Origin of the sequence: Ralstonia sp. RRA (assembly GCF_037023145.1) — a bacterium.
Classification (GTDB): domain Bacteria; phylum Pseudomonadota; class Gammaproteobacteria; order Burkholderiales; family Burkholderiaceae; genus Ralstonia.
In genome coordinates, this window is record NZ_CP146091.1 from 531,927 (window position 1) to 546,225 (window position 14,299).

The 14,299-nt window shown below is 60.9% G+C and carries 13 protein-coding genes; 12 read left to right on the forward strand and 1 reads right to left on the reverse strand.

The features are described 5' to 3' along the window. Window positions 1-188: 188 nt before the first annotated feature. From recA to V6657_RS02660, 11 genes are all read left to right on the forward strand, one after another. Window positions 189-1,250, forward strand: coding sequence for a recombinase RecA (recA, locus tag V6657_RS02610; protein ID WP_048934087.1), 1,062 nt, complete (start codon window positions 189-191; stop codon window positions 1,248-1,250). A 96-nt stretch (window positions 1,251-1,346) separates the two neighbouring features. Further along, window positions 1,347-1,826: a recombination regulator RecX gene (recX, locus tag V6657_RS02615; RefSeq protein WP_048934088.1), complete on the forward strand. Its 480-nt coding sequence runs from the start codon at window positions 1,347-1,349 to the stop codon at window positions 1,824-1,826. Window positions 1,827-2,113: 287 nt separating this feature from the next. Next, window positions 2,114-2,740 (forward strand): DUF2889 domain-containing protein, encoded by a 627-nt coding sequence (locus tag V6657_RS02620; RefSeq protein WP_048934182.1) that lies wholly within the window; start codon window positions 2,114-2,116, stop codon window positions 2,738-2,740. A 78-nt stretch (window positions 2,741-2,818) separates the two neighbouring features. Continuing rightward, window positions 2,819-3,985, forward strand: a complete 1,167-nt coding sequence (gene sucC / locus V6657_RS02625) for an ADP-forming succinate--CoA ligase subunit beta (protein ID WP_048934089.1) — start codon at window positions 2,819-2,821, stop codon at window positions 3,983-3,985. An 85-nt stretch (window positions 3,986-4,070) separates the two neighbouring features. Continuing rightward, complete coding sequence (sucD, locus tag V6657_RS02630) at window positions 4,071-4,952, forward strand: succinate--CoA ligase subunit alpha (protein WP_021196607.1); 882 nt, start codon at window positions 4,071-4,073, stop codon at window positions 4,950-4,952. Window positions 4,953-5,122: 170 nt separating this feature from the next. Next, a complete protein-coding gene (locus V6657_RS02635) occupies window positions 5,123-5,821 on the forward strand; it encodes a TerC family protein (protein WP_048934090.1) in 699 nt (232 codons plus the stop codon). 184 nt (window positions 5,822-6,005) lie between these two features. After that, a complete protein-coding gene (locus V6657_RS02640) occupies window positions 6,006-6,518 on the forward strand; it encodes a pilin (protein WP_048934091.1) in 513 nt (170 codons plus the stop codon). 342 nt (window positions 6,519-6,860) lie between these two features. Then, window positions 6,861-7,400, forward strand: coding sequence for a pilin (locus V6657_RS02645; protein WP_048934092.1), 540 nt, complete (start codon window positions 6,861-6,863; stop codon window positions 7,398-7,400). A gap of 186 nt (window positions 7,401-7,586) precedes the next feature. Then, entirely contained in the window at window positions 7,587-9,359 is a 1,773-nt protein-coding gene (locus V6657_RS02650) for a Wzy polymerase domain-containing protein (RefSeq protein WP_048934093.1), read from the forward strand. Between the two features lie 139 nt (window positions 9,360-9,498). Beyond that, a complete protein-coding gene (locus V6657_RS02655) occupies window positions 9,499-11,268 on the forward strand; it encodes an O-antigen ligase family protein (protein WP_048934094.1) in 1,770 nt (589 codons plus the stop codon). A 140-nt stretch (window positions 11,269-11,408) separates the two neighbouring features. Continuing rightward, window positions 11,409-11,954, forward strand: a complete 546-nt coding sequence (locus V6657_RS02660) for a pilin (RefSeq protein ID WP_274923310.1) — start codon at window positions 11,409-11,411, stop codon at window positions 11,952-11,954. A 58-nt stretch (window positions 11,955-12,012) separates the two neighbouring features. Here the strand turns inward: V6657_RS02660 and moaC are convergent, their stop codons facing one another. Beyond that, window positions 12,013-12,489, reverse strand: a complete 477-nt coding sequence (gene moaC / locus V6657_RS02665) for a cyclic pyranopterin monophosphate synthase MoaC (protein WP_048934183.1) — start codon at window positions 12,487-12,489, stop codon at window positions 12,013-12,015. A 104-nt stretch (window positions 12,490-12,593) separates the two neighbouring features. Here moaC and V6657_RS02670 point away from each other — a divergent pair, with 104 nt between their 5' ends. Next, window positions 12,594-14,297 (forward strand): M48 family metalloprotease, encoded by a 1,704-nt coding sequence (locus tag V6657_RS02670; RefSeq protein ID WP_048934096.1) that lies wholly within the window; start codon window positions 12,594-12,596, stop codon window positions 14,295-14,297. Window positions 14,298-14,299: the final 2 nt, after the last annotated feature.

Sequence of the window (14,299 nt, forward strand, 5' to 3'; positions counted from 1 at the left end):
GAGGCTTGTCAAAACCACTGGTTTTTTATACAGTACTCCGAACTCGCGGTGCTGTAGTCTTGGCGGCGCTAAAGTATTCAAGATTGGTTCCAGCGTCAGGCCGTGCAGCTGATCTGCTGTTGCGAACAAACGCAGGAATCATCGGCCCTTGCGGCCCATTTATACACCAAATCGCACGAAGGACGACCATGGAAGACGGCAAGAAGGCAGCCACGATGAGCGCAGAAAAGCAGAAGGCGCTGGCTGCCGCGCTCGCGCAGATCGAAAAGCAGTTCGGCAAGGGCTCCATCATGAAGATGGGCGATGCCGAGGTGGAGCCGGTCCAGGTCGTGTCCACGGGCTCGCTGGGGCTGGACGTGGCGCTGGGCGTTGGTGGTCTGCCGCGCGGCCGCGTGATTGAAATCTACGGTCCGGAATCGTCCGGTAAGACCACGCTGACGCTGCAGGTGGTGGCCGAGATGCAGAAGCTGGGCGGTACCTGCGCGTTCATTGATGCAGAACATGCGCTGGACGTCACTTACGCAGACAAGATCGGCGTGAGCGTGCCGGACCTGCTGATCTCCCAGCCGGACACCGGTGAACAGGCTCTGGAAATTGCCGACGCGCTGGTGCGTTCGGGCTCGGTCGACCTGATCGTGATCGACTCGGTGGCCGCCCTGGTGCCGAAGGCGGAAATCGAAGGCGAAATGGGCGACGCGCTGCCCGGCCTGCAAGCCCGACTGATGAGCCAGGCGCTGCGCAAGCTGACCGGCACCATCAAGAAGACCAACTGTATGGTCATCTTCATCAACCAGATCCGCATGAAGATTGGGGTGATGTTCGGCTCGCCGGAAACCACCACGGGCGGTAACGCGCTCAAGTTCTACGCCTCGGTGCGCCTGGATATCCGTCGCATTGGCTCGATCAAGAAGGGCGATGACGTGGTCGGCAACGAAACCAAGGTCAAGGTCGTCAAGAACAAGGTGGCACCGCCGTTCCGCGAAGCCATCTTCGACATCCTCTATGGTCAGGGCGTCTCGCGCGAGGGCGAAATCATCGACCTGGGCGTCGAAGCCAAGATCGTTGAGAAGTCCGGCGCCTGGTACAGCTACGGTGGCGAGCGTATCGGCCAAGGCCGTGACAACTGCCGCGAATACCTGCGTGAGAACCCTGACCTGGCCCGCGACATCGAGAACAAGGTTCGCGAGGCACTGGGCGTGACGCCGATGGGTGCTGTCGTGGCGGCCGCAGTCGAGGTCGAGGAAGAGTAATTGGGTTGGCCGTCGGCGCAGATCGGCGGCTCTATCGAGCTTCATACGCCTGCCGTCCCCCAACGGCGGGCGTTTTTCTTTGGGGCGTGAAGCCACATGCCGTTGCCGCGTCAACCGCTGTCACTCAAGGCGCGCGCGCTGGGTTATTTGTCCCGGCGCGAGCATAGCCGTGCTGAACTGCGCCGCAAACTGGCACCGCACGCCGAATCTGCAGAGGAGGTGGACGCGCTGCTGGATTGGCTAGAGGGTGAGAACTGGCTGTCCAATGCACGCTTCGCTGAAAGCGTGGTGCACCGCCGTGCGGGCCGTTACGGTACCGCCCGGCTGATGCAGGAACTGAAAACCCACCAGCTCGGCGAAGAAACGCTGGGCGAGGTGAAGGCCCAACTGCAGAGTACCGAGGTGGCGCGGGCCAAGGCACTCTGGGATAAGCGCTTCGGCCGCCCACCGGCCGATCTGGCCGAGCGCGCCAAGCAAGTCCGCTACATGATGGCGCGCGGATTCTCTCGTTCGGTGGTCTCGCGCATCATCTTGGGCGCAGATGAATGGCTGGGCGAAGGTGACGAATCCGACTAAACGTCGGCGATCTCTCGACAATTTGCGCGGACAATTCGTTTGCGTGCCGATCCAAGGGGTTGCACCTCGGGCGGTCGTTGCAACCCTTCCAGCACCGCATTGCAGCATACGACGCAGTACAGTCGTAACGACGTGTTAAAATCCACGGCTTTGATACCGTCCTCTACTTCGGTTGCAGGGCGGTTGTGTTCGTGTGTGGCGGCTGATGCGCTGCTGCAGACGTCCCGTAGGCGATGCGCGAGATCCGCGTGCGCCGCCTCCATCGGTCCTATCGGTCTGTCTGGTCCATGCCTCTGTCTGCTCCCGTCCCGCGCGTCATGCGCCACCGCCGTGCCATCACGGTGGAGGCCTATTTGCGGGAAGACGGCCTGTGGGACATCGAAGCGCGCCTGACCGACACCAAGCCCCGCGATATCCCGCTGGCCAGCGGCGGTGTCCGCCCCGAAGGCCAGCCGCTGCATGACCTGTGGCTGCGCGTGACCATCGATACCCGCATGAACGTCGTCGACGCCGAAGCGTGCTCCGACTGGGTGCCGTACCCCACACACTGCGACACGATTGGCCCGGCCTACCGCAAGCTCATCGGCCTGAACCTGATGAAGGGTTTTCGAAAGGCCTCGCGTGAGAGACTTGGCGGCGTGGTGGGCTGTACGCACCTGACCGAGCTGTGCGGCGTGCTGCCGACCGCCGCCATTCAGGCCTTTGCGGGCGACGTCTTTCCGGTGCGCGACAACTCCAACGACCTCCGACCGATCGAGCCCGGCGAAAAGCCGCCTTACCAACTCCACGGCTGCCATGCCCTGCATCTCGAGGGCGAGGTGGTCCGCAAGCACTATCCGCGCTGGTATGCCTACCAGCCCGAAACCAAGACCCAACCGCCACGCACCGAGCTGTCGCCAGAGCCCTCGTCCTGAAGGGCGTCGCGCTGCTCGCGCGCTTTTTTCGATCCTTAACATTCATCACACTCACTCTGCCTAGCAAAGGAAACACGCATGAATATCCATGAGTACCAAGGCAAGGAAATCCTGCGCAAATACAATGTGCCGGTTCCGCGCGGCATTCCGGCCTTCTCGGTCGACGAGGCCATCAAGGCTGCTGAAACCCTGGGCGGCCCGGTGTGGGTCGTGAAGGCACAGATTCATGCGGGTGGCCGTGGCAAGGGCGGCGGCGTGAAGGTTGCCAAGAGCATCGACCAGGTCAAGGAATACGCCAGCAGCATCCTGGGCATGACGCTGGTGACGCACCAGACCGGTCCGGAAGGCAAGCTGGTCAAGCGCCTGCTGATCGAAGAAGGCGCGGACATCAAGAAGGAACTGTACGTGTCGCTGGTGGTGGACCGTGTGTCGCAGAAGGTCGCGCTGATGGCTTCGAGCGAAGGCGGCATGGACATCGAAGAAGTTGCCGAATCGCACCCGGAAAAGATCCACACACTGATCATCGAACCGTCGACCGGCCTGACCGACGCTGACGCTGACGACATCGCCCGCAAGATCGGCGTGCCGGACGCTTCGATCGCGCAAGCCCGCCAAGCCCTGCAAGGCCTGTACAAGGCATTCTGGGAAACCGACGCTTCGCAAGCGGAAATCAACCCGCTGATCCTGACCGGCGACGGCAAGGTCATCGCGCTGGACGCCAAGTTCAACTTCGACTCGAACGCGCTGTTCCGTCACCCGGAAATCGTTGCGTACCGCGATCTGGATGAAGAAGATCCGGCCGAAATCGAAGCCTCGAAGTTCGACCTGGCCTACATCTCGCTCGACGGCAACATTGGCTGCCTGGTGAACGGCGCCGGTCTGGCCATGGCCACGATGGACACCATCAAGCTGTTCGGCGGCGAGCCGGCCAACTTCCTCGACGTGGGCGGCGGTGCCACCACAGAGAAGGTGACCGAAGCCTTCAAGCTGATGCTGAAGAACCCGGACGTGAAGGCCATTCTGGTCAACATCTTCGGCGGCATCATGCGTTGCGACGTGATCGCTGAAGGCGTGATCGCAGCGGCTAAGGCTGTGTCGCTGTCGGTGCCGCTGGTTGTGCGCATGAAGGGCACCAACGAAGACCTCGGCAAGAAGATGCTGGCTGACTCGGGTCTGCCCATCATCGCCGCTGACACGATGGCAGAGGCCGCCGAGAAGGTCGTGGCCGCAGCCGCCGGCAAGTAAGCCGCCCGCTGACCCAACCATACGCGAACGCGAGCGGCGCCCGTTGAATAGGACGGCGCGGCTCGCTGCATAAAAGGATTACAGCATGTCGATTCTGATCAACAAAGACACCAAGGTCATCACCCAGGGGATCACCGGCAAGACCGGCCAGTTCCACACCCGCGGCTGCCGCGACTACGCCAACGGCAAGGCCGCCTTCGTGGCCGGCGTGAACCCGAAGAAGGCCGGCGAAGACTTCGAAGGCATCCCCATCTACGCAACCGTCAAGGACGCCAAGGCCCAAACCGGCGCAACCGTGTCGGTGATCTACGTGCCGCCCGCAGGCGCCGCTGACGCGATCTGGGAAGCCGTTGAAGCCGAACTGGATCTGGTGGTTTGCATCACCGAAGGCATCCCTGTGCGCGACATGATGATGGTCAAGGACAAGATGCGTAAGGCCGGCAGCAAGACGCTGCTGCTGGGCCCGAACTGCCCGGGCCTGATCACGCCGGACGAAATCAAGATCGGCATCATGCCGGGTCACATCCACCGCAAGGGCCGCATCGGCGTGGTGTCGCGCTCGGGCACGCTGACGTACGAAGCCGTGGGCCAGCTGACCGCGCTGGGCCTGGGCCAGTCGTCGGCTGTCGGTATCGGCGGCGACCCGATCAACGGTCTGAAGCACATCGACGTGATGAAGATGTTCAACGACGATCCGGAAACGGACGCCGTGGTCATGATCGGTGAGATCGGTGGTCCGGACGAAGCCAATGCGGCTTACTGGATCAAGGACAACATGAAGAAGCCGGTGGTTGGCTTCATCGCTGGCGTGACCGCGCCTCCGGGCAAGCGCATGGGCCACGCCGGCGCGCTGATCTCGGGCGGTGCCGACACTGCGCAAGCCAAGCTCGACATCATGGAAGAGTGCGGCATCAAGACCACCAAGAACCCGTCGGAAATGGCCCGTCTGCTCAAGGCGATGCTGTAATCGGCAACGTTTGAGGTTGTGCGAGAACGGGGGCTTCGGCTCCCGTTTTTGTTTGGGCGCGACGGTTTGCGAGCGATGCAACATGCGCCCCGTGCACGACCTGTGTATAAGCAAAGACGTGGTCTCTTGCCTGTTATCCCTCTCCAACAAAAAGATCCTCGGGAACATTCATGGTGCTGACGTCCAGCGCGTTCTGGTTCGCGCTTGGTTCCATCATCTTGACCAATATCGTGCTGTCGGGCGACAACGCGGTCGTTATCGCTCTGGCGGCGCGCAATCTGCCGCAGCGGCAGCAGAAGCAAGCGATTTTCTGGGGCAGCGCCGGCGCCATCGCGCTGCGCATCGTGCTGACCATCTTGGCCGTCAAGCTGCTGGCGTTGCCGTATCTGAAGACGATCGGCGCGGTGCTGCTGGTCTATATCGGTATCAAGCTGCTGGCTGAAGCGGATGAAGGTGGCGCGAGTGGGCGCAAGCAGCGCGATGGCTTGTGGCCTGCTATCCAGACGATCTTGATTGCTGATCTGGTGATGTCGCTCGATAACGTGGTCGCCGTGGCCGCGGCCGCAGAAAAGGGGCCGCCGGGGACCGCCTTCCTGCTGCTCGTGCTCGGCCTCGGGCTGTCGATTCCATTCATCATCTTTGGCAGCACGCTGCTGGTGGGGGTGATGGCGCGGTTTCCGATCATCGTCACGCTGGGCGCCGCGTTGCTTGGCTACTTGGCCGGCGACATGCTCGTCAGCGATCCGGTGGATGCGGCTTGGTTTGCGCATTCAGTGCCCTATGCGGACATCGTGATCGGCTGTGCAGGCGCGCTGCTCGTGGTGGCCGCGGGCTGGTGGCTCAGCCGCCGGACGCTGCGGCAGGCCTAATCCGAAAGACCCCCCCCGAAAGTAGGTGATGACGCGATCTGTCCAGAATTCTGTCAAGAACGGTCAGATTTGCGCCCGAATTCCCGTCAAAGTGCGCCAGTTTCCGCCTGTTAACACAGTGTGTGCCTTGGCATAGTCCCTGCACTGTGGCCTCCCACAACAAAATGCCTTTTGGGGAGAGGTCATGGGCTTCAGGCACAGCACGGGAACAAGGCGTCGCGCGCGCGGCTTCACGCTGATCGAACTAATGATCGTGGTGGCCATCGTCGGCATTCTGGCAGCGATTGCGCTGCCGGCTTACAACAACTACATGGTCAAGTCCAAGCTGACCGAAGCGACGACGACGCTGGATGCGGCGCGGGTTGCGGTCAACGAAGCGTATTCGTCTGGTAACGGAATCTTCCCGAGTTCAAGTTCGCCGCCCATCATTACTCAGGCTGTGCCAGGCAACGCTCAATATGTCACTGGCATCAAATACAACAACCCAGGAACGGCTTCCAGTGTTGGCGTGGTTGTGACGCTGGGCAAGACAGGTAACCCCCAGATCGATGGTCATTACCTGGGAATGTTCGGTACCGGTCAGGCAGATGGAACGGTGGTCTGGACCTGCGGCACCGCGAAAACGGCGAATGACTACGCTTCGGGGGCTGCGGTGCAATCCATGTATCCGTATTTGCCGGCGACCTGCCAGAACTGAAATACCAACAAGCAAGGTTGGCACGGGTTCACAGGTGTGTTTGAGCGGGCAGCGAGGTCACTCGTTGCCCGCTTCGTTTTTGGGTCAGGGGGATCTGACACTTGTTTTTTTGGCCGGAAATCTTGGACCGTTCACGGGCTTAACAAACCAACGCCATAATTGTGCACCAAAAGTCACAAAACTAACGACTTCTGTCACGTGGTGTCAAGAATTGTCATCGGATATTGCCTGCACTTGTCCAATTTGGACGTGTTTCCTAGGTTGGGATGCGATTTTGGGGCTGGCACGGTCCCTGCTCTATAGAACCCGCAACATCTTCAACCACACATTCCGGGGGAATTTATGAAGTCGATGCGTCGTATCAACAAGCGTGTCCAGAAGGGTTTCACGCTGATCGAACTGATGATCGTGGTCGCGATCGTCGGTATCCTGGCTGCCATCGCGCTGCCGGCCTACAACAACTACATGATCAAGTCGAAGCTGGTGGAAGCGACGAGCGATCTGGATGCCGCTAAGTCCGCTATTGCGGAAGCCTATTCATCCAACAACGGCGTGTTCCCGACGAGCGCAAATAGCCCGGTCGCCGGTTCCAACACTGGCAACCCGCCGTTTCAGAACTCGACGTACGTGGCCCGTATGGACTATATCGCTGCAGGCGCCGGCTCAAACCTGGCCAACGTGACTGTCAAGCTGCAGGGCACCAATAACAATAACGTTGACGGTCAGTTTATTGGCCTGATCGGCACCGGCAACCAAGCTGACGGATCCGTCAAGTGGCAGTGCGCTACGTTCGGCACCTCGGTCCCGGGCGCTGCGGTGGCCTCCGGCACCGGCGTGTCGAAGTCGCTGTATCCGTACCTGCCGCAAGCGTGCCAAAACTAACATCCTGATTGGGATGGGTACCAAGGAGGGCGCCTTCGGGCGCCCTCTTTTTATGGCGTTTGGTTTGGCCCGAGAAGACCGGGAAATTCCATGGGCGTAGAGGCCCCCAGATCCCCGGTCGGCTAAACTTGCGCGCTTCCGCTGGGCGCCGTCAGGCGCCCTTATTACCATCTTGCCTTTTCCCAGATGCTTCAATCCCGTGCTTTATTGATGTTGCTCTGGCTGGCTGTGGCCGCGTGCGCATCGATCCCGTTTCTGGCGGCGCTGCATACCTATCCGATTTCGTCGTTTTACGCTGAATTTGCGGCCGGCATTTGCTGGGTTGCTCTCGCAGTTGCGGTACTTGCGCTGACATGGCGCAATCGGATGGGACTGCCCAGGATTGCATTGGCACCGCTTGCCCTGATCATCGTGCTGTTTGTGCAGTTGCGGGCTGCGCCGCCGCTGAATTCTTTCCTGTCACTGGTGGCCGTAATTTTTCTGCTGGCAGCAGCGGTGGTCTGTGGGTTGGGTGCGCGTTGTCGGAACTTGCCGGGTGTGCTGGAGGCGCTCGCCATTGGCCTGATCCTGGGCGGGCTGTTGACAGTGGCGATCGAATTGTTGCAGGCGTTTCGCGTTGCGGGACTGCCGCAGATGATCTTCTCGGCGATGGACAGCCCGGAAACGGATCGACGCATGTGGGGCAATCTGAATCAGCCAAACCACGTGGCCTCGTATCTCGCATTTGGGGTAGCAGCCTGTGCATTCCTTGCATATCGGTGGAGGCGCGCGCGGATTCCGCTGGCGGTGATCACGTTGCTTCTTCTGGTCGGCATCTCGCTGACATTCTCTCGGATGACCTGGGTGCACCTTGCGGTGGTAGGTGGGCTGATTGGGCTTGCCTGGACCGTTGAGCAGCACGGCCGCCAACGCTGGGCACGAGCAGCGATGCCGATGGTGGCATTGCTGGTCGCTTACCAACTCTGCAATTGGCTGGTGGCCTACGCCAACATCCGCTGGCATTTGGACTTGCCGACATCACTCGGTGAGCGGATGCAAGAAGGAGTCGGCTCGCGTGCCATCATTTGGACGCACGCCTGGCACATGTTTCTCGCGCATCCATGGTTCGGCGGCGGTTGGGGCGATTACGCCTGGAACCAGTACTTGCAGACGGACGAACTCGGTCGTGCCGCGCTGGCTGTGAACGCGCACAACATTGTGCTGGACCAACTGGCCAAGGTTGGGGTGCTCGGTCTGTTGGCCATCGCGTTGCCGTTCCTGGGCTTTGCGTGGAGCCTGCGCAAACGTCGCATCACGCCGGAACTGGCATTCCTGCTCGCCGTCATCCTCGTGATGGGGGGGCACTCTATGCTCGAGTTTCCCTTGCACTACCTGTACTTCCTGCTGCCGCTCGCATTTGCGTTGGGTTATGCCGATGAACGGATCTTGCCCAAACCGTCCAGTGGCATGACATGGGCGTCAACTGCGGTGATCACCGTAGGGGCGATTGCATTGATGCCGCGTCTTTGGGGGGACTACAGTGCAGTCGAGCGCCTCTATTACGCCCCCGAGGGGTTGCAGAAGGAATGGGCCCGGTACCAGAAACATGGTCCGAACTTATGGAAGCCGTATGAGCAGCTCGCGATCGCAGTCAACGTGAGGGTTGTGCCGGAGGCGGCGGCATCATTGGCGGAGCTCGAATTTCAGGCGGCGCAGCTCTATCCCGGTGGGCCCACCGTCCAGCGCTATGCACTTGCACTTGCATACCTGGGCAAGACTGACAAAGCCGTTCTCCAGATGCGACGTCTGTTCGACGAGTATTGGATTCAGCCGGATTACGCGCCTCAAATCTGGCTGGTCAAGGAACACTGCGACCGGAAGGTCGATGCCCTCAACACGTTCTGCGCCCGCCTGAAATCCGAAAAGCTTCTTGTAGAAGGCGCAGCAGCGGAGCCAAAACCAGCATCTGCCTCTCAATGAGGGAAGGCGCTTCGCAGCGCCCCAGCAAATATCGATGCGCCGTGACGCCAGGGAAATTTCCGTAAGCTAAACTCGCGCACGCGTTGCAAGAGCGCCTTCGGGCGCTCTTGCCATTGAATCGTCCCCAGGCAACCTGCTGATGTCCCGTTCTCTCGTTCCATCGCTGCCGATCTGGCTAGTGACTGCTGCGTGCTGGTCTGTTCCATTCCTGATTGCGCCGCACACGTACCCAATTCCCACGTTCTACAGCGAGTTTGCCGCAGCGATCTGCTGGACCGCGCTGACGCTCGCTGTCGTTGGTCAAGGATGGCGAGGCAGAGCTGGCTTGCCTGCCATCGCGCTGGCACCGCTGGCCTTGATTGGCGTGCTGATCCTGCAGCTTTTAGTGGCACCGCCGATCAATACGTTCTTCTCGTTTGCAGCGGTGGCCTTCCTATTGGCGGCGGTTGCTGCCACATGGCTGGGGGCGCGTTGCCGGGACGTGCCTGGGGTACTGGAGGCGCTGGCGGTAGGCGTAATCGTGGGGGGTGTGCTGACAGTCTCGGTGGAGCTGCTGCACCTATTCCGGGTGCCGGGGCTCCCCAGCGAGTTCTTTTCGATAACGCCGGCCGGGACTGCTCGCCGGATGTGGGGCAACCTGAACCAGCCGAACCACGTCGCCTCGTACCTGGCATTCGGACTTGCAGCCTGCCTATTTCTTGCGCAGAGGTTTCGGCGTTGGCGCATTGTTCTGGCCATGATCGCACTGAGCTTCTTGCTGGGTATGGCGCTGACCATTTCCCGGGTTACGTGGCTGCATGTGGTCGTGGTCAGCGTGCTGGCGGGGCCGGCATGGTCGACCCGAGTGCGCGGCGCCGCCAGGTGGCTGGCTGCCGCTGCGCCGGCGCTGCTGCTGGTTGCTGCATACCAGGTTTGCAACTGGTTCGTTTCGTACGCCAACGTGCTTTGGCATCTCGATCTGCCCGGCTCGCTCGGACAGCGCATGCAGGAAGGTGCCGGTGAGCGCGTGTTGCTTTGGCGGCATGCCTGGCACATCTTCCTTGCGCATCCTTGGCTAGGTGGTGGCTGGGGCGACTACGCCTGGAACCAGTACGTGCAGACCGATCTGCTTGGCAACGTCGAGATGTCGTTGAATGCGCACAACATTGTGCTGGACCTGTTGGCCAAGGTTGGCCTGCTTGGCTTGCTTGCTGTGGCGCTGCCGTCCGTCGGTTTCGTATGGCGTCTGCGAAAGCAGCCAATGACGCCCGCTTGGTCATTTCTGCTCTCCATCATCCTGGTATTGGGCGCGCACTCTATGCTTGAGTATCCGCTGCATTACCTGTTCTTCCTGCTGCCCCTGGCATTCTCGCTGGGCTACTTGGATATGCGCACGCTGCGTTTTCCTACCGGCCGCATGGCCTGGGCCTCTGTGGGCGTTGTGTCGTTATGCGCGGTCGTGCTGTTGGTGCAGCTCTGGGGGAACTACGTGTCGGCGGAACGCCTTCAATACGGTTTCGCGAGCCAGCCAAGGCAGCCGGCTGGGTATCACGAACACGGCCCGACTTTGCTGTTGCCGTATGAGAGCTTGGCAAAGGCAAGCCAATGGAAGGTCAGCCCTGAGACGGCTGAATCGCTCATGCCGCTGGAACGCCGGGCCGTGCAGTTCTATCCCGGTCCCAACACCGTCCAGCGATACGCGTTGGCACTTGCCTATTTGGGGAAGACGGAGGAAGCCGTCGTTCAAGTCCGCCGGTTGCGCAGTCAATATTGGACCGACTACGCCAACCAATCCCGGCTGCTCACGCAAGCATGCGGACAGGATCACGAAGAGGTGTTGAAGACGTTCTGCGCGCGCCTCAGGTCGGAGAAATTGCTGGTGACAATAGATAGATCATCCGACGGAGATTCATTGACTGCATCGCAATAATCGAAAGCGCCCAATTGGGCGCTTTCTTATTGATGATTCGATTCTTATCCAGAATATAAAAAAGAGTTGCGATTCTGCTTGAGTTAATCGCGTTCGCTTAGTCTTCTCCATCTCAAAGGCCAATTGGGCTTGGCGATTGAGTGTCCGAAGAAGTGATAAAGGAGAAATTAATGAATCTGAGGCGTTATTCCAAAAAACCAAACCAGACCGGTTTCACCCTGATTGAGCTCATGATCGTCGTTGCCATCATCGGCATTCTGGCGGCAATCGCTATCCCGGCATATCAGGATCATGTGGCACGGTCACGTGTGACCGAGGGTTTGGCGCTTGCCGCCCATGCCAAGACGATTGTGGCGGAGAATGCCATCGCCGGCGCCGATTCGCTTAAGCTGGGATATAGCGCAAACACCGCAACCCGTAACGTCTTGGCGGACGGCATCAAGATCAACGAAAACAATGGCGAAATTACCATTGCGTACGCAGGCAATGTCGCGAAAGAGGGGGCAAATGTTCTTGTGCTGAAACCTTCCGCAAATGGAGTCGAACTCAAGGCGAAGGAGCGGCCAGTGGGCCCCATTCGTTGGGATTGTTACGCTGCGGGCGCTGCCGCTCGCGATAAAATTCCTGCGCCGCCGAACGATGTCGCAACACTTTCGGTTGATATTGCCCCAAGCGAGTGTCGCTAAATCGGCGAAAAGCATGAATGCGCGAAGGCGCTTCAATTTTGGTGGCGAAGGTACCGTGCTACTTCGCCACCCAATCCCCCGACTTCCCCCCGTGCTTCTCCATCAACCGCACATCCCCAATCACCATCCCCCGATCCACGGCCTTGCACATGTCGTAGATCGTCAGCAGCCCCACCTGCACCGCGGTTAGTGCCTCCATCTCCACGCCAGTCTGCCCACGCGTCTCAGCGCGAACAGTGCAACGGACAGTGTGAGCCGCTTCATCCAGATCAAACTCAACAGCCACCTTGGTCAACGCCAGCGGATGACACAGCGGAATCAAATCCGACGTCCGCTTCGACCCCTGAATCGCCGCAATGCGTGCAATCCCCAGCACATCGCCTTTCTTAGCCGTGCCGTCGCGCACCAGCGCAAATGTGTCAGGCAGCATGCGGATCGTGCCGGTAGCCACCGCCACGCGGTGCGTGACAGCCTTGTCGCCGACGTCGACCATATGGGCTTGTCCGGCGGAATCGAAGTGGGTGAGTTGCGACATAAGTAACCGCAGGATTGCGGGGCAGAAGACGAAGCGTTTTATGATAGCAAGCGCCCGGCAGTTCCCGATGCTGCCGGGCTGATCCTGCACACTGCGCTTTCCGTATGACGCATTTCCTCTTCCGGCCGCGTGCCCGCAAGCTGACGGCTGCTGTGTTGTTGTCGACGTGGTTGGTGCCATTGCCGCTGCCTGTGCTGGCGCAGGTGCCGGCTTCTGCGCCGGCGGCCTCGGCCAATCTGGGTCTGGGTTCCGCTGCGCAGGCGGACCAGGTGCAGAGCAACCTGAACCGCAGCGTGCAGATCGGCCGCCAGTCGCCGTATCTGCAGAAAGACCCGACGGTCATTGACGCGCCAACGTACGAGTTGCCCGACATGGGCGATCCGTCCACAGCGGCGCTGTCGCCGGACATGGAGCGCCGGTTGGGCGACCGTGTGATGCGTGAGATTCGCCGTGATCCGGATTACGTGTCCGATCCGCTGCTCGGTGATTACCTGAACACCATCGGCTTCAAGCTGATCGAGGCGGCGCGCCGGCAGCACGTGGCGGGCAGCACGTCGTCGTCGAGCTTCGAATTGTTTGCGGTGCGGGACCCGGCCATCAATGCGTTTGCGCTGCCAGGTGGCTATATCGGCGTGAACACGGGCACGTTGGTGGCGACCGAGAGCGAATCGGAGCTGGCCTCCGTGCTCGGCCACGAAATCGGCCACGTGTTGCAGCGGCATATCGCGCGCGGCATCGACAAGTCGGGCGAGTCGATGTGGATTGCGTTGGCGTCGATTCTGCTGGCCGGCCTGGCGGCCACGAAGAGCGGCGATGCTGCGCAGGCGCTGGCCATCGGCGGGCAAGCAGCAGCGGTGTCGAATCAGCTGTCGTTCTCGCGCAGTGCGGAGCGTGAGGCGGATCGTGTCGGTTTTACGCTGCTCACCGGTGCCGGCTATGACCCGGAGGGCATGCCGGATTTCTTTCGCCGCATGCAACGGGTCACCAACATTGCGGATACCGGTGTGGTTCCCGGTTATGCGCGCACGCACCCGCTGACCGGTGAGCGTATCGCCGACATGGCAGACCGCGCGCGCGGCCTGCCGCATCCGCGTCAACCGCGCCGGCCGGAGTTCGGCTTTGCCAAGGCGCGTGCACGCGTGCTGCAGGAAACGTCGACCAGCTCTTACGTCGACGTGCGCAATGCCATGCAGTCGCAGCTGTCGTCGGCGCCGGATGCGCCGGTCGAGAAGCGTGCGGCGCTGTGGTACGGCATTGCGGTGGCCAACCAGATGGCTGGCCGGCTGGACGAGGCCGAGCAGGCGCTGCTGGAAGCGCGGCGCCTATACGGCAACATCCCCGGTATCACGTCAGGCAGCGTGGATCTGGACGTGACGGCCATTGAACTGGCGCGTGCCCGCAACCGCATGCCTGAGGCGCTGACCTTGGCGCGTGCGGCACTTGTCGCGTATCCGCTATCACGCGCAGTTGGCCAGATCTATGCGCAGACGCTGCTGGCAGCCGGCCGGATCGATGACGCCATTCCGTATCTGAAGGACAAGACCCGCGAAGACACCGCGCAATCGATCTGGTGGGACATGCTCGCGCGGGCCTATGCCGATAAGGGCAAGCGCCTGGAGCAGCACCGCGCGCTGGCCGAGAAGTACGCGCGTGACGGTGCATGGGGTTCAGCGGTCGAGCAACTCAAGCTGGCGCGCGAAGCGGGCGATGCGGATTTCTACACGCTGTCTGAAGTTGATGCGCGATTGCATCAGATGGAGCGGCAGTACAAGGAAGAGAAGGCCGAGGATAAGGCGCTACCGAAGTAGGG